Origin of the sequence: Polaribacter sp. BAL334 (genome assembly GCF_015767435.1) — a bacterium.
In the GTDB taxonomy this organism is placed as follows: Bacteria; Bacteroidota; Bacteroidia; order Flavobacteriales; family Flavobacteriaceae; genus Polaribacter.
Window position 1 is genome coordinate 40,711 of sequence record NZ_JADWOV010000283.1, and the last position, 20,880, is coordinate 61,590.

Genomic DNA, 20,880 nt, shown 5'->3' on the forward strand with positions numbered 1-20,880 from the left:
TATTATTATTTGCATTGCTGATCCTTGTTTTTAGCGCAAACACAACTAAAATGAAAATAGCAAAAAACACTCCTTTTTTTGTAGGAACGTATACAAATGGCGAAAGCAAAGGAATTTATCAATATGAAATCGATGAAAATGGATTTTTAAAAAACAACGGTTTAAAGGCGGTTGTAGAAAATCCATCATTTTTGGCAAAATCAAAAGATGGAAAATTTGTAGTTTCAGTCAATGAAGTTGCTCAAAATGATACTGGTTTTGTCACTTCTTTTGCTATCGAAAACGATTCTTTGATTTTTAAAAGTCAATCAAAAAGCGGAGGAAATCATCCTTGTTTTGTAGCAATCAATGCTGAAAACCAAGTGTTGGTTTCGAATTATTCTGGAGGAAATGTAGGATTTTTAGAACTAAATGCTGATGGGAAATTATCGGATTTATTATTTGTGCAACAGCATTTTGGCAAAGGAACTACTTCTAGACAAGAATCACCTCATGCGCATTCTGCTTGGTTTCATCCAAAAACGAATGAAGTAATTTCAGTGGATTTAGGAACCAATCAATTGTGGTTTTCAAAAATTGATACTCAAAAAAAAGAACTGGTTTTTACCAATCAAAAAAACTTAGATATGGCTGAAGCTGCAGGTCCAAGACATTTGGCTTTTCATCCGAATAAAAAATGGATATACGTCTTAAATGAATTGAATAATACCATTTCTTTGGTTCAAAAAATGCGCGATCCTTATAAAATTTTAGCAACAGTTTCTATGATTCCTGAAGATTATAAAAATTATACAAAAGCCGCAGATATCCATATTTCTGATGATGGAGAATTTTTGTATGCCTCCAATCGTGGTCACAATTCAATTGCTATTTTTAAAGTGGATTATTTTCAAGGAAATTTAGAATTGATTGGTTTTGAATCGGTTAAAGGTCAAAACCCAAGAAATTTTAGCCTAACACCAGATAATAAGTTTTTAGTGGTTGCGAATCAAGATTCAAACAATATTGTGAGTTTTAAACGAGATGTAAAAACAGGGAAATTAACATTTGTAAGTGAAATTTCCGCACCAAATCCAGTATGTATTTTATTTTAGATTCCATAATTTCAAGTTCAAAATTCAACAGTCAATCATTGATTTAAAAATTCAAAAATGAAAGCAAATTTATCAATAAACGGAAATGAGTATTCTATTGATGCTCCAGAAGAAATACCACTTTTATGGGCAATTAGAGATATTGTTGGTTTGACAGGCACTAAATTTGGATGTGGTGTTGCACAATGTGGAGCTTGTTCAATTTTGGTTGATGGAATGCTAGTAAAATCATGTAGCATGCCAATCTCTTTTGGATTTGGGAAAGAAATCTTCACCATTGAAGGAACTTCAGAAAATTTAGAATTTTTACGGAAAGCTTGGAACGAAGGAAATGTACCTCAATGTGGGTACTGTCAATCTGGACAATTGATGGCAGCAACTGCATTACTAGACCAAATTAGCAATCCAACTGACCAAGATATTGAGGATGCAATGAGTTCAAATATCTGTAGATGTGGAACTTATGTCCGAATTAAAAAAGCAATTCACGAAGCTGTTGCCCTAAAAAATAATTAAGATGAGTACTATTCAAAAAATTAGCCGCAGAGATTTTGTCAAGATTTTTGGATTGACTTCCACAGGAATTATTCTGGGTTGTAACATTTCATCTGACAATAAAAACGTTATTCCAATTACTGATGGAAATACTTTTTCACCCAATTTATTTATTGAAATTCATAAAGATGGAAAAATTACGTTGATTTCATCTCGTTCAGAAATGGGTCAAGGAATCAAAACTTCGTTAACTTCCGCAATTGCAGATGAATTGGAAGCAGATTGGAGTTATATTTCTGTAAAACAAGCAATTGGTCACGAAAAATATGGCAATCAAAACACTGATGGTTCAAGAAGTGTAAGAACAATTTTGGAGCCAATGAGAAAAATGGGTGCAGCTGCAAAAATGATGTTGATTGCTGCAGCTGCAAAAAAATGGAATGTTTCTGAAAGTGATTGCAAAGCCGAAAATCATCATATTATCAATACCAAAACCAATGAAAAGATATTTTATGGAGATTTGGTTGAGTTGGCTTCAAAAGTTGAAATTCCTGCAGATGAAACTATCAAACTGAAAAAAGTTGCCGATTTTAAATACATTGGAAAAACATTAAAAAGTGTTGATTTAAAAGACTTTACACATGGAACTGCCAAATACGGAATGGATATTCGAATTCCGAATATGAAATTTGCAGCAATTGCAAGATGTCCTGTGACTTTTGGAACTGTAAAAAGTGTTGAAAGTTCAGATGCTGAAAAAATTTCGGGAGTTGAAAAAGTGATTCAATTGGATAGAATTGTGCCTCCAGTTGGACAATTTTTTGGAGCTTTAGGAGGTGTTGCAGTCATCGCAAACAATACTTGGTCAGCTTTTCAAGGAAAATTAAGTTTGAATATTGAATGGAATTATGGAGAAAATCAGAATTTTGATACCGAGAAATTCAAAGATGTCTTAACGAAAAGAGTTCATGAAAAAGGAAAATTAGTTCCGGGAAGTATAGGAAATGTAGCGAAAGCTTTTGATGACGCTACTAAAGTAATTGAAGCTACGTATCATGTGCCTTTTTTGGTGCACACACCTATGGAAGTTCCGAATGCAACTGCTTGGTTTCAAGGAGATAAAGTAGAAGTTTGGGCACCTTTGCAAGATCCTCAAACTGCAAGAGCAGAAATTGCACATTTTTTTGAAATTCCAATTGAAAATATTACTGTAAATGTCACTTTTTTAGGGGGAGGTTTTGGAAGAAAATCAAAATCAGATTTTGTGGTAGAATCTGTTGCTTTGTCAAAAAAAATAAATGCGCCTGTTCAAGTAGTTTGGACGCGGGAAGATGATGTAAAACATAGTTTTTATCATGCTACAAGTGTGCAATATTTGAAAGGAAGTATTGATAAAAATGGTTCAGTTTCAGGTTGGTTGCAACGTGTTGCAATGCCTTCTATAGTTTCATCATTTAAACCAATGTCTGATTATGCTTCTGGATTTGAATTAGGCCAAGGTTTTACAAATAATCCATATAAAATAGAAAATTTCAGATTAGAAAATACGAAAGCTGAAGCGAATTTGAGAATTGGTTGGATGCGATCTGTAGTGCACATTCACAGCGGATTTGCGAATAATTCTTTTGTAGATGAATTGGCTTTTGCTGCAAAAAAAGATCCCGTTCAATTTCATTTGGATTTGATTGGCGAAGATCGAATTATTGAAGGGAAATCAAATCACCCTTATGATTCAAAACGCATGAAAAATGTGTTGAATGCCACTGCAAAAAATGCAAATTGGGGCAGAAAACTTCCTGAAAATCATGGGATTGGAATTGCCATTCATTATAGTTTTTACAGTTATGTTGCCACTGCAGTTGAGGTTTCTGTCATCAACAATAAAGTGAAAGTGGAACATATTTGGATAACCATAGATTGTGGCTTGGTACTCAATAAAGACAACGTTATCAATCAGTTAGAAGGAGCTGCAATTTTTGGAATGTCATTGGCATTATTTGGAAAAATCACCACAAAAGAAGGGGCTGTTGAGCAACATAATTTCTTTGATTATCAAATGACACGCATGAAAGATGCTCCCAAAATAACTGTTGAAATTATTGATGCAATGAACGAACCTCCAACAGGTGTTGGAGAACCTGGAGTTCCAGTAATAGCTCCAGCGATTTGCAATGCCATTTTTAACGCTACAGGAAAAAGAATTAGGCAAACTCCTCTAATTGATCAAGGTTTTGATTTTGAATAAAAAAGGATTATTAAATAGTTGGTGATTTTTTTAAAGTGTTTTTTGATAACAATCAAAAACCATTTTTATGTTTGAATACGTGTTGTTCAGTAATTCGTTGATTTCATTTTTGTTTTTGAAACCTACATCTGTAATTCCCTCTTCTAGTTGAGGTTTGGGATTTTTTGAATCATTTGTATTCATTAAGAACCAATGAGTTTCTTTTAATTTGATGCCATTCAAAAAATAAATATGGTATGTTACTGTCAATTTTTCAATTATTGATAATTTCTGAATACCACATTCTTCTTCAACTTCTCTAACTGCCGCATTTTCAATACTTTCTTTTTTTTCAACATGCCCTTTTGGCAAGTCCCATTTTCCATTTCTATAAATAAATAATACCTCATTTTGGGGGTTGATAACCAAACCTCCAGCAGCTTGCAAAACATCAAAATTTGTCAAAAATGATTTCCAATCTTTTTCTAAATTATTTGAAATCAAATTAATACCGTTTAAAACATCATTTTGTAGCTTATGAATGATTTCATCAATAACAACAGAATTATAAAATTCACTAGGGTAATTGAGTTCTTTTTTTTCAGAAGTTGTGATAATTATTGGTTTATCATTTATAAAAACTTTATACATTTGTGACATGATTATGAACAAAGATACTGCAAAAAAAACAGCCGAACTTTTATTGCAAATTAAAGCAATAAAATTGAATCCAAACAAACCTTTTACATGGGCTTCTGGCTGGAAATCTCCCATTTATTGTGATAATAGACTCACGCTTTCTTATCCCTCTGTTCGTGTTTTTTTGAAGGAAGAAATCGCGAAAATTGTTGAATTACAGTATGGAAAACCTGATATTATTGCAGGAGTTGCTACTGGTGCAATAGCCATGGGTGTTTTAGTTGCACAACAATTGGGTGTTCCATTTGTGTATGTCAGACCTGAGCCTAAAAAACATGGAAGACAAAACCAAGTGGAAGGACATTTGGAAAAAGGACAAAATGTGGTTGTTATTGAAGATTTGATTAGTACAGGAAATAGTAGTTTGCAAGCTGTTGAGGCATTGAAAGACGCAGGAGCAGTAATCAAAGGAATGGTGGCAATTTTTACCTATGGATTTGATGTGGCTACTAAAAATTTTACAGATAAAAACATCAATTTGGTTACATTGAGTAACTATCAATATTTATTAGAACAAGCTTTAGATAGTAATTATATCAATGAAAATGAGTTAGTTACATTGAAAGAATGGAGTGCAAACCCAAGTGAGTGGAAACAATAAAAACGGAATTATTATGAATATTAGTGGCAATAAAATAATTGTAAAAAAATCTCAAAAAGAGTTGTTTGATTTTTTATCGGATTTAAAAAATTTCGAAAAATTAATGCCAGAATCTATTCAGAAATTTGAAGTTGAGGGTGATTCTTTTTTATTCGGATTGAAAGGAATGCCTGAAATCAGATTGGTTTTAAAAGAAAAAACACCTTTCTCAAACATCACATTAGGAGCTGCAAGTAGCAAATTAGATTTTCAATTGGTTGCTGATATTACTGCCATTGATGACAATTCGTGTGAAGCTCAACTAGATTTTAATGGAGAATTCAATATGATGATGGCAATGATGGTGAAAAAACCTTTGACTACTTTTATTGAAACATTAACTGAAAATATGGAGAAACTTTAAGCGAAAGAAATTTCCTTTACTCCAAATTCCTTGATAGTTTCATTTTCAAGCTCAATCATAATATTTCCTGACTCAGAAATTCCTCTAATAATTCCAAGAAATAGTTGGTTATCAGTGTTTTTAAACATCATCGCTTTGTGAATTTGATACAATACTTTTAGATAATTATCCTCTAACAATTCATATTTTTTTTCCGATAAAAGCTGCAACTGATTTTTCAATTCCAAGCAGATTTCATGTAATAAAATATCCAAGTCAACATCTATGTGAAGTAGATTTTTTAAAGAAGTAACATTTTTTATCGTTTCTGGAAATGTAACCTGATTCACATTGATCCCAATTCCAATGATGGAATTTTGAATGTAATTTTTTTGAATGGAGTTTTCAATCAAAATGCCACATAACTTTTTATTTACTGACACAATGTCATTGGGCCATTTGATAGCCAAATTTGGTGTTTTTTTACCTTTTAAAACCGTATAAATTGCCAAGCTAACAGCATAATTCAAGTACTTTTTATCACTGATTTTCAGCTTTAAATCATTCAAATAAACACTAAAAGTAAGGTTTTTAGAAGGTTCAGAAAACCATAAGCTTTCTTGTTGTCCTCTACCATTTGTTTGGTTTTCAGTAACCACTACTGTGAAGTCTTCAAGAGGTGTATTTTTTGACAATTCTTTCAGAAAAGTATTGGTAGAGTGAATGGCATTAAGTTTGATTAATTTCAATCTGTTAAATTAAGTGTAAAGTAGTTCAATATTAAGCAAATTTGTCGCAAAAAAATAATAACTTTGCGCAAAATTTTAGTAAAAAATTAATGACAAAAAAACAAGTAAGCGCTGACGAATTAATCGCAGTAATTATCAAAGGAATTGATGATGTAAAAGGAGAAAATATTCAATTATTAGATTTAAGAGATATTGAAAATACAGTATGTGATTATTTTATCATTTGTTCTGGAAACTCCAATACACAAGTAAATGCAATTTCTGGCTCTGTTCAAAAAGTTGTAAGTAAAGAAATTAAAGATAAACCTTGGCATGTTGAAGGCGAAACAAACGCTGAATGGGTGTTAATGGATTATGTAAATGTGGTTGTACACATTTTTCAAAAGCATGTAAGAGACTTTTATGATATTGAAAGTTTGTGGGGAGATGCAAAAATTACCCAAATAAATCCAGTTAAATTTAATTGATCTGAAATAGATGAGTGATTCAAATAAAGATACTAAAAACAATACGCCAAAATTTAAATTTAGCTCTTATTGGCTATATGGCGCAATAATTATTGTAATTATTGCTATTCAATTTTTCAATAGTGGTGATTTAGCATCAAACATAATCTCTAAAAATAAATTTGAAGTTTTTTTGAAAGACAATGATATCAAGGAAGTTACCATTGTAAACAAAGATATTGCTCAAATTTATTTAACAGAACAAGCATTAAAAAAGGACGTTCACAAAAAGGCAACATCCTCTACATTTTATAGGCCAGGCTCTCCTGTTTATGAGTATAATTTTGGGGATTTAAAAAATTTCGAAGACAGTATTTCAAAAGCAAAAGAAGAAAACGAAAGTTTGATTGTTGACATCAGAAATAAAGAAAACACTAGTATTTTAGATATGATTATTGGTTTTTTACCATTCATCATTTTAATTGCTGTTTGGTTATTTTTTATGAGAAGAATGTCTGGAGCTGGTGGTGGTGCAGGAGGTGGAGGTCAAATTTTTAGCATTGGAAAATCAAAAGCAAAATTATTTGATAAAGACACTAAAGTTAAAACTACTTTCGAAAATGTAGCTGGTTTAGAAGGCGCAAAAGAAGAAGTTCAAGAAATTGTTGATTTCTTAAAAAGTCCTGAAAAATATACCTCTTTAGGAGGGAAAATACCAAAAGGAGCGTTACTTGTTGGTCCTCCAGGAACTGGAAAAACATTATTGGCAAAGGCAGTTGCAGGTGAAGCAGGTGTTCCATTTTTCTCACTTTCAGGTTCTGATTTTGTGGAAATGTTTGTTGGAGTAGGAGCATCAAGAGTGCGTGACTTATTCAAACAAGCAGCTCAAAAATCTCCTTCCATTATTTTCATTGATGAGATTGATGCCATTGGAAGAGCTCGCGGAAAAAATAGCATGACTGGTGGAAATGACGAACGTGAAAATACCTTAAATCAGTTGTTAACTGAAATGGACGGATTTGGTACTGATGTCAATGTTATCGTTTTGGCAGCCACAAACAGAGCAGATGTTTTAGACAAAGCTTTGATGCGTGCAGGACGTTTTGATCGTCAAATTTATGTTGATTTACCAGACATTCGTGAAAGAAATGAAATCTTCAATGTGCACATCAAGCCATTAAAATTAGCGAATGATGTAAATATTGATTTTTTAGCGCAACAAACTCCAGGTTTTTCAGGAGCTGATATTGCAAATATGTGTAATGAAGCTGCATTAATTGCTGCAAGAACTGGAAAAAAAGCCATTCATCAGCAAGATTTTTTAGATGCTGTTGACAGAATTGTAGGTGGTTTAGAAAAGAAAAATAAAATGATTACGCCAAGAGAAAAGAAAGTTATTGCTTTTCATGAGGCTGGTCATGCAACTATCAGTTGGATGTTGGAACATGCAGCACCTCTAGTAAAAGTCACCATCGTTCCAAGAGGTCAATCTTTAGGGGCAGCTTGGTATTTGCCAGCAGAAAGAATGATTGTGCAAACAGAGCAAATGTTGGACGAAATGTGTGCTACATTAGGAGGAAGAGCAGCAGAAAAAATTATTTTTGATAAAATTTCAACAGGAGCTTTAAGTGATTTAGAAAAAGTCACAAAACAAGCAAGAGCCATGGTAACTGTGTATGGTTTGAATGATGAAATTGGAAATATTACTTATTATGATTCTTCAGGAAATGATGCTTTTGTAAAACCTTACAGTGAAGAAACTGGAAGAAAAATTGATTCTGAAATTTCTAAGATGATTGAAAATCAATATCAAAGAGCGTTGAAAATTTTAGATGATAATAAAGAAAAATTAACGACCTTAGCAGAATTGTTATTAGAAAAAGAAGTTATTTTTAAGGATGATTTATTAAAAATCTTTGGAGAAAGGCCTTTCGAGTTTGAAGAGCCAATTGTTGAAAAAAAGATTGTAGAGATTCCTGCTGTTGAAGAAATCACGGAAGAATAATTTTTATAATGAATTTTTTAAAGAAACTTTTTAACCTTTCAAGTCAAGAAGAACCTGTTGTTGAAAAACATCCAGTAAACTTGTCTATGGACGATTTGTTTGTTCATAATTTTTTAAAAAAAGGTGGAAAGTTTTTATATTGTGTTAAAAATACTGAGGTTATAGAAAATCTAAAAAATGTTTTATCAGAAAATAATTGGAATGAATTGTTTCTGTTGAATAAAAATTTAGAAAATTTTTTAACACAGGAAGTAGTAAAAATTACAACAAAATTTTCTGATGAAACTCCCGTTTTTTCTACTTGTGAGCATTTGATTGCAGACAATGGAGACATCTTATTTTCGTCAAATCAATTGGGAAGCACAAGGCTTTCGGATTTTCCTAAAAACTTTATCATCTATGCAACTACAAGTCAAATTGTAAAAAATTCAGGACAAGGTTTGACAGGTATAAAAATGAATCATAAACTTGATTTGCCTACTAATATTTCTGCAATAAAAAATTATGACATCAATAAATCTGATGATAATTTTTTAAACTACGGTAACAATAATTCAAAAAACTTATATTTGCTGCTTTTAGAAGATTTGTGATATGAGTAACCTTTTTAGAAGGAGTTTTTCAGGCATTGTTTACGTGTTATTATTTCTATTTTCGATTCTGTTTTCACAAGAATCATATCTATTTTTAATTACCTCTTTTGGGTTGTTATGTTTATGGGAATTTGGAAAAATGATTCAATTTAAATCGATAGCACCCTATATCTTTTTTGGAGCAACATTATTTTTAATGTTTATAAGACAAAAAAGTTTTGCAATCACAGGAATACTTTTTATTACGTTGGCTTCATCAATGTTTTTTTCATATCAACTTTTTACAAAAAAGCCAATCAATTATCATACAGAACGAATCAAACTAGGGATAACCATTAGATACATCATTTTTTCATTTTGTTTTCTAGTTTTACTGCCATTTTCAGATGGTTTATTTCATCCCTATTTGATGATTAGCATTTTATCAATTATTTGGATTAATGATTCTTTCGCTTTTTTAGTGGGTAAAAATTTTGGAAAAAAGAAATTATTTCCATCAGTTTCTCCCAATAAAACAATAGAAGGTTTCATAGGAGGAATGGTTTTTTCTTTATTGTCAGCATTTATCATCAGTAAATTGTATGATCGTTTTTCATTGTTTCATTGGATGATGATTGCACTAATTGTTTCAAATATTGGCACTATTGGAGATTTAATTGTTTCAAAATTTAAGAGACAAGCCAACTTAAAAGATAGTGGTAATTTAATGCCAGGACATGGAGGGATTTTAGACAGATTAGATAGTTTGCTGTTTGCCTCTCCATTCGTATATTTGTATATAAATTTTATAATTTAACCATGATTCGTTTTCATAAAGAAGGTTACAAAATAATTTCAATCACATTTGTTTTAGGAATTGCAATTATTTTAGGTGCAGAAAAGATTTTTGACTCAGTATTAGCCATTAAAATAACACAAGTTCTAACACTTGGTTTTGTGGTTTTAATTTTACAATTTTTCAGAAATCCCAATAGAAAAACAACCATAAATGAAACTCATATCATTGCTCCAGTAGATGGAAAAGTAGTGGTGATAGAAGAAGTTGAAGAGCCTGAATTTTTTAAAGATAAAAGGATTCAAGTTTCCATTTTTATGTCTCCAATTAATGTTCATGTGACAAGATATGCTATGAGTGGAAAAATTGTGTATAGCAAATACCATCCAGGAAAATACTTAGTTGCTTGGCATCCAAAAGCTTCTACAGAAAATGAGCGAACAACTGTCGTTATTGAAAATGAGACCTTTGGAAAGGTTTTATACAGACAAATTGCAGGAGCTTTAGCAAAGAGAATTGTAAATTATGCCCAAGAAGGAGAAAATGTAATTCAAGGTACAGATGCTGGATTTATAAAATTTGGTTCAAGAGTTGATTTATTTTTACCTATTGGAACAAAAATAAATGTAAAATTAGGAGATAAAGTTAAAGGAGGTGTCCAAGTCATTGCCCAAAAATAATACAGAAAAAGACTTAGATACTTTATATCAGGAAGCTTTTGATAAAATATCTAAATTAAAAAAAGGAGTTGCACCTGATGTGATGTTGCGTTTTTATGCATTTTATAAACAAGCTAATTATGGGAATAATTTCACTTACAACAGTGGTTCAAATTTGATTAGCGGTTTCAAATTTAATGCTTGGATGCAATTGAAAGGAATGTCTTCTGAAGATGCAAAAAAAGAATATATTGCATTAGCAAACACGATATTAACAGACAAAAATAAAGTAAAATGAGAAAAATCGTATATGTTTTTTTTGTAGGAATTTCAATAATTATTACTTTATCATCTTGCAAATCAGAATCAAAAAAAGAAGATGCTGATAAAGTTGCAGCGCCATTTGCACTGAAATATGCCAAAAATGACATCCATTTTACAGCTTACAAAACATCAGAAAAAATTCCTGTTGGAGGTCAATTTTCGAAGATTGAAATAGTTTCAGGAGGAACAGGAAACAGTGTTCAAGAGGCAATTAATAATACTGAATTTTCAATTCCTGTTAGTAGTATTTTAACAAAAGATTCAAGTAGAGATTATAAAATTAAAAAATTCTTTTTTGGTGTTATGAGCAATACAGATTTGCTTTCAGGAAAACTACTAATTTCAGATGACAGCAATGGAATTGCAAAAATCACCATGAATGGTGAAACTAAAGATGTACCTTTTACATACACCATTGTGGATAAAATCTTCAATATGCAAGCAACCATTGATGTAAACAATTGGAATGCTTCTGCAGCTTTGGCTTCATTGAACAAAGTTTGTGAAGATTTACACAAAGGCTCTGATGGTGTTTCAGTAACTTGGAGTGAAGTTGCGTTAAACATCACTTCAACTTTTAACTAAAAATTCAAAATTTAAAACTATCAAGTGCTTTTTCAAGCGTTTTAAATCGAAAAGAAAATCCATTCTTTTCGATTTTTTTTGCGGAAATTTTACTTCCTTCCAATAAAATTATAGCCATTTCACCAAACATTATTTTCAATAAAAAACTAGGAACAGGAATACCCACAAAAGGTTTTTGAATGCTATTTGCCAATGTTTTTGAAAATGAAAAACTAGAGTGAAATTCAGGTGCAACAGCATTGAATATGCCATGTAAATTATTTTCAACTGCTTTCAAATACATTTCACATAAATCATCCATATGAATCCAAGGTAAATACTGTTTTCCTGAACCCAAAGGAGTAACTACAGGCGTTTTCATTTTTTCTAAAGCGCCACCATTTGAGGATAAAACGACTCCCGTTCTTAAAATAGTTACAGGAATTTTTTCTTTCTCAAATTGCAACGCTGCAGCTTCCCACTTTTTACATATTTCCGCTAAAAAATCATTTCCAGGTTTTGAGGTTTCGTCTAAAATTTTTTCAGAAGTAACAGCGCCATAATACCCAATACCTGAGGCACTGATAAAACCTTTCAAAGGAATTTTTAGCTTTTTGATATTCTCAAAAAGAAGGTTTGCAGATTGCACTCTACTATCAATCAATTCTTTTTTTCGTTCATTTGACCAACGTTCATCTGCAATTCCTTCACCAGCTAAATGAATGATAAAATCAATATTTTCAAAGGCCTTTTCATCAATAAAATTGTTTGCAATATCCCATTTGAACTCATTTTTTTGTGATGGATTTCTGCTTAAAATCACTACATCATGATTTTTTTCAATCAATAATTTTGTGAGTTTCGTTCCCACTAAACCTGTACCTCCAGTAATTAAAATTTTTGCCATGTTGTAAAGATAAAAAAACCGCAATCTTTATGATTGCGGTTTGAATAATAAATAATTATAAATTTATTTTATTTCTTTTAAAGCATTAGTAATTAATGTTTTAAGATGATTTTTATGAGCGATTGTTGCCAAATCACCAGTTCCATTACTTACCCAAGTTTTGATGTTATTCAAATTATGAATCGCCATAGATTGAGAAGCTACAGAAAAACGACTACTTGTAGTTCCTGTAATCATTGCAATCAATCTTTTTACATAAACTGCTTGTAAGTTTTGACGGAAAGAATTGATAGATCCTGTTACATCTGGCTTGAACATCATATCGTTTAAATCTGACATAAAAGTTGATAATTTGTATTGATTTCCATACAATTCTGAGTCTGATAATCTTTGTAATGTATTAGGATGCATAATATGCGCTAATACACTTGTTTGATATCCTAACACTTGATCGTGAATTTTTGGATCTTCAGTTCCGCTAGAAAAATTATAGCCTCTTCTTTGTCTTGCGATATAATTGTAAACATCATTTGGAGTATCAAATGCATTCGGTGCAAAAATATATTTGTTCAGTGCATTCATGGCTCTTTTTTGATCTTTCAAAGAAACTGGTGTAAAAGGTTGTGTAGCTCCTTCTTGTCCAAAAGTAGCTCTATCAACATAAACACCTCCAATATATCTTGAAATAACACCTCCAGAAATAGAAGATTGGCTATGAAGCGTGTAATAAGCTCTTCTTAAATCTTCAAAAGTTTGTCCTTTTTTGGTAAATTGAGTTTTGATTTTCTTCATCATTGTGTTCACTAATTCTATTCTGTTAATAGAATAGGTGATAGCATCATTTGATAAATCTCCAATCATTACTCTTGGATCAATTGCTTTTCCAGGAGAACGCATGTCATCAGCATCATTTCCAAAAGTCAATTCTGGTAAGGTAGATTTGTTTAGCAATGCAATTCTTTCAGTTTCATTTTTGAAAGGCATGTATCCAAATTGAATAGCCCAAATATCATAAGGTCCAACATTCATATCAAAATATTGCCCTTGTTTAGTTCTATCATTGGTGATGTTGATTCCTGCATAATCCATTACAGATCCTGTCAATGCTTTTCCTTTGATAAAATCTTTATCAGCCAATTGTGCAGGTGTAAATAATTGACTCGCTTTCATATTATGATTCAATCCTAAAGTGTGCCCAACTTCGTGCATGATCAATGATTTCATCCCTTCTTTTTTGATAGCTTCCATATCTAAATCTGAAGCACCAATTGCATGTAAAACAGTGGTTCCTAATTGCAAATTTTCATGCATAATATGTCCAGCAGAACAGAACAATAAATTTTCTTTTGCTAAAAATTTCTTGATCTCCAATTCTTGTGGAGTTTCTAATTTCATATTTGCAGCAGCATTATTAAATAATTTATCTTGAAAAACTCTGTTCGTAAAATGAACATATTCTAACATGATATCAGCACCTAAAATTTCTCCAGTTCTAGGATTTACAAAACTTGGTCCATAACCACCAAAAGGAGGATTTGGAGAAGATGTCCAACGCAATACATTATAACGAACATCTCCAGCATCCCAATCAGCGTCATCAGGTTGAATTTTTACAACCATGGCATTTTTAAAACCAGCTTTTTCAAAAGCTTCATTCCACGCTAACACTCCTTCTTTGATGGTTTCTCTCCATTCTAAAGGTGTCGTATTTTCAATCCACCAAGTAATTGGAGTTACAGGTTCTGAAATGGCAGCATTTGGATCTTTTTTAACCAATTTCCATCTGTGAATCATATCTCTGTAATTGATAGTTTCAGTGGTAGTCATGTCATTTGTTTGGCTTAAAAAATACCCAACTCTAGGATCATCCATTCTTGGCTCATAATCATCTGCAGGCATATTCATAAAGGTATGAAACACTTTTATAGTTACGCTTCTACCATCAGTAACTGCTTCAGAACCACCATTCATAACAGAAGGATTGTAATACACATAAGCTGTTTTGATATTTGTGTTTTCTGGATAATTTTTGATTGCTTCGATTTTTGATTTTCCTTTATCAAAATTACCTAAGCTAAATGCAAAAGGAGAAGCGCCTGGGAATCTTGGTCTTTTAATAGTAGTAAATGTTTCAGATAAGAATAATCCATCAGCTTCAATTAAATATTCTCCAGTTTTTTTATCAGCAACCAATACTTTTCCTGATGCTATTACAGCATCACTAATATTTGCTTCTGCAGATTTCGAAATAGCATTGTTTTTGTCAAAATAAAAAGCTGTGTTTGGTGCAATAAAATCGATTCTATCAAAATATTGTTTGATGTAAAACACAGACGAACCTTGATATGAACCTCTAAAATGACCAGCTTCAGTAACTCCGTCAGCAATTTGAGAAAAATAAATAAAGTCTTTGTCTAATTGATCTTTTTTTACCAAAAGTTTCACAGCACCTGTTACTGTGTCTTGAAAAATGGTGAATAAACCTTCCATTTTTTTATTGCCTTTTGTAAGTTCAGCAACAGTTTTGTCCTTTTTAGCAGGAGGAGTTGGATTTGGAGCAACAATTTCCTTTGAATCCTTTTTTTTCTTTCTTTGAGCGCTCATGTCTGGAACAATTACTAAAGTAAGTGCCAAAACAAAAAGCCAAAGAAACTTGTGTTTGTTTGAATACATTGTTTTCATTATGATTTGAATTTTTGATATAAGCCGTTAAAGTAGTTTTTGTCTTTGTATTTTACTGTTAATTTTATGATAAAATTAAGAGAAATGAAATCCATAAAATTTTTGTTAAAATATCCAAAACGATTGAAATCGACAAAGAAATTCATTTTAGAATGTCGTAATTTTACAGAGATGAAAAAAAGCAATAAAAAAGGATTTGTTTTCACTCCTTTTCAATCAGAAAATCAATCGCCTTTTGAGAAACTTTTTGATATTTTCAAAGAGTTAATTACGTACACTTCAGGTGATTTTGACGAAGCAATTGACTGGCTTCGTTCTTTGGATAAAGAATATAAATTGACTGATGAACATTATTCTATTGATGATTTTGTAGAAGATTTAAAAAAGAAAGGCTACATCAAAGAGGAAATTGATGCGAATGGACTTGGAGGAACCAAAATTACGCCAAAAACAGAACGCGCCATTCGTCAACAAGCATTGAAGCATATTTTTGGGAAAATCAAAAAAAGTGGCTCTGGCAATCATAAAAGTAAATCTCCAGGTTTAGGAGATGAACATACAGGCGATTTCAGGAATTATCAATTTGGAGATAATTTAGACAAAGTTTCTATCACAGAAAGTTTGAAAAATGCGCAAGTAAATCATGGAATTCAGGATTTTTCACTTTCAGAAGACGATTTGGTGGTGGAAGAAACCATGCACAAATCGCAAATGAGTACTGTTTTGATGATTGATATTAGTCATTCAATGATTTTATACGGAGAAGACAGAATCACACCTGCTAAAAAAGTGGCAATGGCTTTGGCTGAATTAATCACCACTCGTTATCCAAAAGACACCTTAGATATCATCGTTTTTGGAAATGATGCTTGGACAATTGATATCAAAGAGTTGCCTTATTTGCAAGTAGGACCTTATCACACAAATACAGTGGCAGGGTTGCAATTGGCAATGGATTTATTGAGAAGAAAGAAAAATACCAACAAACAAATTTTTATGATTACCGATGGAAAACCTAGTTGTTTGCGTTTGCCTGATGGACAATATTATAAAAATAGCAATGGTTTAGACAAATATATTGTCAATAAATGTTACGCAATGGCGCAACAAGCCAGAAAATTGCACATTCCCATTACCACTTTTATGATTGCACAAGATCCTTATTTGATGCAATTTATCAGTGAATTTACAGCGGCAAATCAAGGAAAAGCATTTTACACAGGATTGAAAGGTTTGGGTGAAATGATTTTTGAAGATTATGAAACCAATAGAAAAAAGAGAATTAGAGGATAATTTAGATAAAAGAAAAAAGAAGAGAGAATATAGAGGTATTAGTTAAAGTCTAATTTCTTTGTTCTAAAATCTCTTCTCTAAAACAAAAAAAATGAATTTAGAAAACATAAAAACATTAGGAGATTTAAAAAAGGCTGGATATCAATCAAAATTGATTAAAGAGGAATTGAGAGAAAATCTCATCAGCAAAATCATGAACAAAGAAACCGTTTTTAAAGGTGTTCATGGTTATGAAAATACGGTAATTCCTGAATTGGAAAGAGCCATTTTAAGCAAGCACAATATCAATTTATTGGGATTAAGAGGTCAAGCAAAAACGCGTTTGGCAAGATTGATGGTCGAATTGTTAGATGAATATATTCCTGTGGTTGAAGGTTCAGAAATTAATGACGATCCTTTTGCACCTATTTCAAGATTTGCCAAAGAAATCATCAAAGAAAAAGGGGATGAAACTCCCATTTTTTGGTTGCACAGAAGTGAACGTTTTGCTGAAAAATTAGCCACTCCTGATGTGACTGTTGCAGATATTATTGGAGATGTTGACCCCATAAAAGCTGCCAATTTAAAACTGAGCTATGCAGATGACAGAGTGATTCATTTTGGGATGATTCCACGAGCAAACAGATGCATTTTTGTGATTAATGAATTGCCAGATTTACAAGCCAGAATTCAAGTAGCGTTGTTTAATATTTTACAAGAAGGAGATATCCAAATTCGTGGATTTAAAATGCGTTTGCCTTTGGATATGCAGTTTGTTTTTACCGCAAATCCTGAAGATTATACGAATAGAGGAAGTATTGTAACACCTTTAAAAGACAGAATTGGTTCTCAAATTTTAACTCATTATCCTCAAGATATTGAAACCGCAAAAATCATTACGCAACAAGAAGCACAGAAAGTAAGTGCACAAAAAGACTTTATCAAAGTTCCAGAATTAGCGAAAGATTTATTAGAGCAAGTTGTTTTTGAAGCGCGTGAAAGTGAATTTATTGATGCTAAAAGTGGGGTAAGTGCACGTTTAAGTATTTCTGCTTATGAAAATTTATTGAGCACAGCAGAAAGAAGAGCTTTGATTTCTGGAGAAACACACACGATGATTCGTTTGAGTGATTTTGACGGAATTATTCCTTCAATCACAGGAAAAGTAGAATTGGTGTATGAAGGTGAGCAAGAAGGAGCGCATGTTGTTGCAGAAAATTTGATCAGAAAAGCTATTAAAACTTTATTTCCAACTTATTTTCCAGAGATTAAAAAATTGGAAAAACAACATGTTGAGACTCCTTATGATGACATTATTTCTTGGTTTTTCAATACAGATGAGGATTTTGAATTGTTAGATGATTTTACTGAAAGTCAATATCAAAATGAGTTGGATAAAATAAAACCATTTGATGCTTTTTTAGAAAAACACCAACCCAATATGATTCAAGAAGATCGCTATTTTGTGAAAGAATTTGTTTTATGGGCTTTGGTTGAATATAAAAAATTGAGTAAATATCGTTTTGCAGAAGGTACTCAATTTAAAGACCCTTATGGAAATTTCATCAATGATTTGTAAAAAAAAAGGCATCTAATCCTAGATTAGATGCCAAATTAATCAACCAAAAATAACAATTCACTTAAAATGAAAAAGTTATGAGTTAAAAATTTACGGCTAGTAAATTTAAGCTTGTATTCAATGTTTTTTCAACATCAGTTTTTAAAATTTTATTCAAATAGGGCATCATATTATTTCCAAATTGGATGCTTTTATTTTTGTCAATAATATAGTTTACCAATAATTTATCTTCTAAATCTGAGAAATTTCTGTACAAATCAATATTTCTATCACCATAATTCTCAGAGCTATCTAAAATGATTTCTTCTATTTGATCATTTTCAATATATATTTTAACAATTAGATTTTCAAGGAATTGGTTGTTGATTTCTACCAACATACTTTTATTTACGTTATTCTTATTGCTTAATTTTTCCTGAATTTTCTCAGAAAAAATTGAACTTGAATTTAATTTCAAGATGAATTTTTTTTCTGCAATAGGGTAATTTTTCAAATCTTCTGAATTTTTTATTTCTTCAAAAATTTGAAAATTAAACTTTTGAGAGATGTCCTGACTTTGAAAATGATTTTCTTCCACTTTTACAGCATTGAAAATGTCTAAAAAATTATTTTTCAATTCATTTTGTGAATACGTATGAATTGAGATGATAATTAATAAAGTTGTGAGTACATTTTTCATATATAAAAGTTTACCATACAAATATAATAGTAATACTTTTATAAAAGAAATCAAAATAATTATTTTAACAACTTTTTAACCTTTTTGGAATTTTATTTATAATTTGATTCAATATCTCATGAAACTTTGAATAAATTGTAATAAAAAAAGCACTTTAAAATAAATTTTTAAAGTGCTTAATACGAATAAGATAATTTGATTAGGTATTCTTTTGACGACAAAAAATAATTATCAATAAATTTAGTTCTTTTAAGGGATAAGATATTTTTATCTCATAATTTTATTCGGAAAAACGACCACACTTTCATGGCCATTTTCACTAACAGCAGCCACTCCAAAATAGAAATTATCAATTACAATTCCTTCCAAAGTAAATTCAGTATTTTCTACATATCTGCTGTGATCCCAAGTTGGAGAAGTGGTATCTCTCCAATATATTTTATACCCTTTTGCACCATCCACTTTATTCCATTTTAATTTTGCAGATGCTTCTACAATTCCGCCAATAGCAACTTCTGAAGGAGATGGAGGAGCCCAAGCCAAACTTGCTAAATTTATCGCATTTACGGCTGTTAATTTTTTAGTATAGCCGAAGTTTACATGTTCAAAGGTATCTCCATAATTGATGCCTTTTTCTGTTCTAATATCTTGATGTTGTTGTGTATAATTTTCATGAGCTTCCATAATTCTAATGCCCGCAAAACCCAAATCATTAAAAGGTCTGTGATGTCCTCCACGTCCAAATCTATCCAATCTATAGACCATCATTGGATTCATTTCTGGCATATACGTTTTGGTAGTTTTGTGAACGTATCTTGCCAATTGTCTTGAAATTCCATCTACTTCACCACCATAAAAACGGCGCATATTTCGTTCTCTTTCTGTTTCTTTTGGAGGAACAGGTTCTGAGAAAATTCGGAAGGTTCTATTGTCAATTACGCCATCAACTCCAGTAATGTTTCCAATCATATCATTATTGAAAACACCTATAATTTCCCATCCTTTATCTTTCGCATATTTTGCAAATCCAGCACCACCAAAAAGACCTTGTTCTTCTCCTGATAAACCTAAATAAATGATGCTATTCTCGAATGAATATTTACTCAAAACTCTTGCAGCTTCAATGGTTCCAGCCATTCCTGAGGCATTGTCATTGGCTCCTGGTGCATCTTTTGTAAAATCAGAACCATCACTATTTCTTGAATCAATATCACCTGTCATGATGATGAAACTGTTTGGATATTTTGTTCCTTTTTGGATGGCAGCAACGTTTACAATCCAAGTATCTTTAGGAACTCGATTGCTCATTTTTGTGGTTACAAAATCTTTTTGATAAAAAACATTCAAACAGTTTTTACATTCTTTGGAGATGTTATCGAACTCTTTTTTAATCCAACGTCTTGCAGCACCAATTCCACGAGTATTAGAAATGGTATCTGAAAAAGTGTTTCTTGTGCCAAAATCTGCCAATGTTTTTACATCTTTTTTCAATCTTTCTTCGGACACATTTTCAATAATGTCATAAATTTTTTGGTCTGTTTGTGCAGTAATTGAAATTGTAATTATCAGAAATAAAAAGGCTAGTTTTTTCATGTTTAAAATTTAAGCCACTAAAATAAAAAGAAAAAAGAGAACAACTCCTATTGAATTGTTCTCTTTTTATTTTTGAGTTGATTTTATGATTATTCTTTGTCTAATTTTTTAGTTAGTGTAAAGCCAACAAATAATCCAATACCTGCCATTAGGAATATAGATGCTGGGTAAATTGCATCACCAAAGGTTGTATATGCTTCTAAAGTCAGGGCTAAAAAAACTCCCAAACCGATACCTATTAAAAGCAATGAAAGGTTTAAGATGAAAACTTTCCAAAATGGAGAATCATTTTTTGAATGACCTTTCATAAAAATACTTGCGTCTGCACCTTTTTCTATCAGTGCTAAACGTTCTTTGTTTCTGGTTGAAAAGTATAAATAAAATACTCCAAATATACTCCCAAAAATTACTGCTAATACTGCTACTTCCATAATTTATAATTTTAAAAATTAAATTGTTTATTTTTATTGTGTTTGTAGCTTTGACGATATGTTTTAAATTGAGGTTACAAAATTTGCGAAAAATTATTTTTAATCTGTTGGGAATAATTATTTTATG

Annotated in this window: 21 protein-coding genes; 14 read left to right on the top strand and 7 right to left on the bottom strand. The window is 31.4% G+C overall.

What is annotated here, in order from left to right; all coding sequences use genetic code 11:
• Positions 1 to 50: 50 nt before the first annotated feature.
• From IU405_RS08020 to IU405_RS08030, 3 genes are read left to right on the top strand one after another with little or no spacing between them, the layout of a single operon-like run.
• Entirely contained in the window at positions 51 to 1,094 is a 1,044-nt protein-coding gene (locus IU405_RS08020; RefSeq protein WP_231749618.1) for a lactonase family protein, read from the top strand.
• Between the two features lie 57 nt (positions 1,095 to 1,151).
• The gene (locus IU405_RS08025) at positions 1,152 to 1,610 is read left to right on the top strand and encodes a (2Fe-2S)-binding protein (RefSeq protein ID WP_197438090.1); all 459 of its coding nucleotides are present in this window, start codon (positions 1,152 to 1,154) and stop codon (positions 1,608 to 1,610) included.
• Between the two features lies 1 nt (position 1,611).
• Complete coding sequence (locus IU405_RS08030) at positions 1,612 to 3,834, top strand: xanthine dehydrogenase family protein molybdopterin-binding subunit (protein WP_197438091.1); 2,223 nt, start codon at positions 1,612 to 1,614, stop codon at positions 3,832 to 3,834.
• A 30-nt stretch (positions 3,835 to 3,864) separates the two neighbouring features.
• Here IU405_RS08030 and IU405_RS08035 read toward each other — a convergent pair whose 3' ends face one another.
• Positions 3,865 to 4,464 carry an NUDIX hydrolase gene (locus tag IU405_RS08035; protein ID WP_231749620.1) on the bottom strand — a complete coding sequence of 200 codons (600 nt, stop codon included), beginning with the start codon at positions 4,462 to 4,464 and terminating at the stop codon, positions 3,865 to 3,867.
• Between the two features lie 7 nt (positions 4,465 to 4,471).
• Here IU405_RS08035 and pyrE point away from each other — a divergent pair, with 7 nt between their 5' ends.
• Both pyrE and IU405_RS08045 read left to right on the top strand, forming a co-directional pair.
• Positions 4,472 to 5,113, top strand: a complete 642-nt coding sequence (gene pyrE / locus IU405_RS08040) for an orotate phosphoribosyltransferase (protein ID WP_197438093.1) — start codon at positions 4,472 to 4,474, stop codon at positions 5,111 to 5,113.
• A 13-nt stretch (positions 5,114 to 5,126) separates the two neighbouring features.
• Positions 5,127 to 5,516, top strand: a complete 390-nt coding sequence (locus IU405_RS08045) for an SRPBCC family protein (protein ID WP_197438123.1) — start codon at positions 5,127 to 5,129, stop codon at positions 5,514 to 5,516.
• On the opposite strand, the gene IU405_RS08050 is transcribed toward IU405_RS08045, so the two are convergent.
• A complete protein-coding gene (locus IU405_RS08050; RefSeq protein WP_197438094.1) occupies positions 5,513 to 6,244 on the bottom strand; it encodes a biotin--[acetyl-CoA-carboxylase] ligase in 732 nt (243 codons plus the stop codon). The two genes, IU405_RS08045 and IU405_RS08050, sit on opposite strands and share 4 nt — an antisense overlap.
• A gap of 89 nt (positions 6,245 to 6,333) precedes the next feature.
• Here IU405_RS08050 and rsfS point away from each other — a divergent pair, with 89 nt between their 5' ends.
• The 7 genes from rsfS to IU405_RS08085 are packed head-to-tail and all read left to right on the top strand — an operon-like array spanning position 6,334 to position 11,631.
• Entirely contained in the window at positions 6,334 to 6,711 is a 378-nt protein-coding gene (gene rsfS / locus IU405_RS08055; RefSeq protein WP_197438095.1) for a ribosome silencing factor, read from the top strand.
• Positions 6,712 to 6,721: 10 nt separating this feature from the next.
• Positions 6,722 to 8,695: an ATP-dependent zinc metalloprotease FtsH gene (gene ftsH, locus IU405_RS08060; protein ID WP_197438096.1), complete on the top strand. Its 1,974-nt coding sequence runs from the start codon at positions 6,722 to 6,724 to the stop codon at positions 8,693 to 8,695.
• An 8-nt stretch (positions 8,696 to 8,703) separates the two neighbouring features.
• The gene (locus IU405_RS08065) at positions 8,704 to 9,288 is read left to right on the top strand and encodes a hypothetical protein (protein ID WP_197438097.1); all 585 of its coding nucleotides are present in this window, start codon (positions 8,704 to 8,706) and stop codon (positions 9,286 to 9,288) included.
• Between the two features lies 1 nt (position 9,289).
• On the top strand, positions 9,290 to 10,084 hold the full coding sequence (locus IU405_RS08070; RefSeq protein WP_197438098.1) for a phosphatidate cytidylyltransferase: 795 nt from the start codon (positions 9,290 to 9,292) through the stop codon (positions 10,082 to 10,084).
• 2 nt (positions 10,085 to 10,086) lie between these two features.
• Complete coding sequence (locus tag IU405_RS08075) at positions 10,087 to 10,743, top strand: phosphatidylserine decarboxylase family protein (protein ID WP_197438099.1); 657 nt, start codon at positions 10,087 to 10,089, stop codon at positions 10,741 to 10,743.
• On the top strand, positions 10,730 to 11,020 hold the full coding sequence (locus IU405_RS08080) for an acyl-CoA-binding protein (protein ID WP_197438100.1): 291 nt from the start codon (positions 10,730 to 10,732) through the stop codon (positions 11,018 to 11,020). Before IU405_RS08075 ends, IU405_RS08080 begins: the two co-directional genes overlap by 14 nt.
• A complete protein-coding gene (locus IU405_RS08085) occupies positions 11,017 to 11,631 on the top strand; it encodes a YceI family protein (RefSeq protein WP_197438101.1) in 615 nt (204 codons plus the stop codon). Before IU405_RS08080 ends, IU405_RS08085 begins: the two co-directional genes overlap by 4 nt.
• Positions 11,632 to 11,635: 4 nt before the next feature.
• Here IU405_RS08085 and IU405_RS08090 read toward each other — a convergent pair whose 3' ends face one another.
• Positions 11,636 to 12,517, bottom strand: coding sequence for a TIGR01777 family oxidoreductase (locus tag IU405_RS08090; RefSeq protein ID WP_197438102.1), 882 nt, complete (start codon positions 12,515 to 12,517; stop codon positions 11,636 to 11,638).
• A gap of 63 nt (positions 12,518 to 12,580) precedes the next feature.
• Positions 12,581 to 15,190, bottom strand: a complete 2,610-nt coding sequence (locus IU405_RS08095) for a zinc-dependent metalloprotease (protein ID WP_231749622.1) — start codon at positions 15,188 to 15,190, stop codon at positions 12,581 to 12,583.
• Between the two features lie 180 nt (positions 15,191 to 15,370).
• Here IU405_RS08095 and IU405_RS08100 point away from each other — a divergent pair, with 180 nt between their 5' ends.
• Positions 15,371 to 16,492, top strand: coding sequence for a vWA domain-containing protein (locus IU405_RS08100; protein WP_197438124.1), 1,122 nt, complete (start codon positions 15,371 to 15,373; stop codon positions 16,490 to 16,492).
• 91 nt (positions 16,493 to 16,583) lie between these two features.
• Positions 16,584 to 18,050 carry a magnesium chelatase gene (locus IU405_RS08105; protein ID WP_197438104.1) on the top strand — a complete coding sequence of 489 codons (1,467 nt, stop codon included), beginning with the start codon at positions 16,584 to 16,586 and terminating at the stop codon, positions 18,048 to 18,050.
• Between the two features lie 82 nt (positions 18,051 to 18,132).
• Here IU405_RS08105 and IU405_RS08110 read toward each other — a convergent pair whose 3' ends face one another.
• From IU405_RS08110 to IU405_RS08120, 3 genes are all read right to left on the bottom strand, one after another.
• Complete coding sequence (locus tag IU405_RS08110) at positions 18,133 to 18,729, bottom strand: hypothetical protein (protein WP_197438105.1); 597 nt, start codon at positions 18,727 to 18,729, stop codon at positions 18,133 to 18,135.
• A 267-nt stretch (positions 18,730 to 18,996) separates the two neighbouring features.
• Positions 18,997 to 20,322, bottom strand: a complete 1,326-nt coding sequence (locus IU405_RS08115; RefSeq protein WP_197438106.1) for a M28 family peptidase — start codon at positions 20,320 to 20,322, stop codon at positions 18,997 to 18,999.
• Between the two features lie 89 nt (positions 20,323 to 20,411).
• The gene (locus IU405_RS08120; RefSeq protein WP_197438107.1) at positions 20,412 to 20,753 is read right to left on the bottom strand and encodes a DUF6249 domain-containing protein; all 342 of its coding nucleotides are present in this window, start codon (positions 20,751 to 20,753) and stop codon (positions 20,412 to 20,414) included.
• Between the last annotated feature and the right edge of the window lie 127 nt (positions 20,754 to 20,880).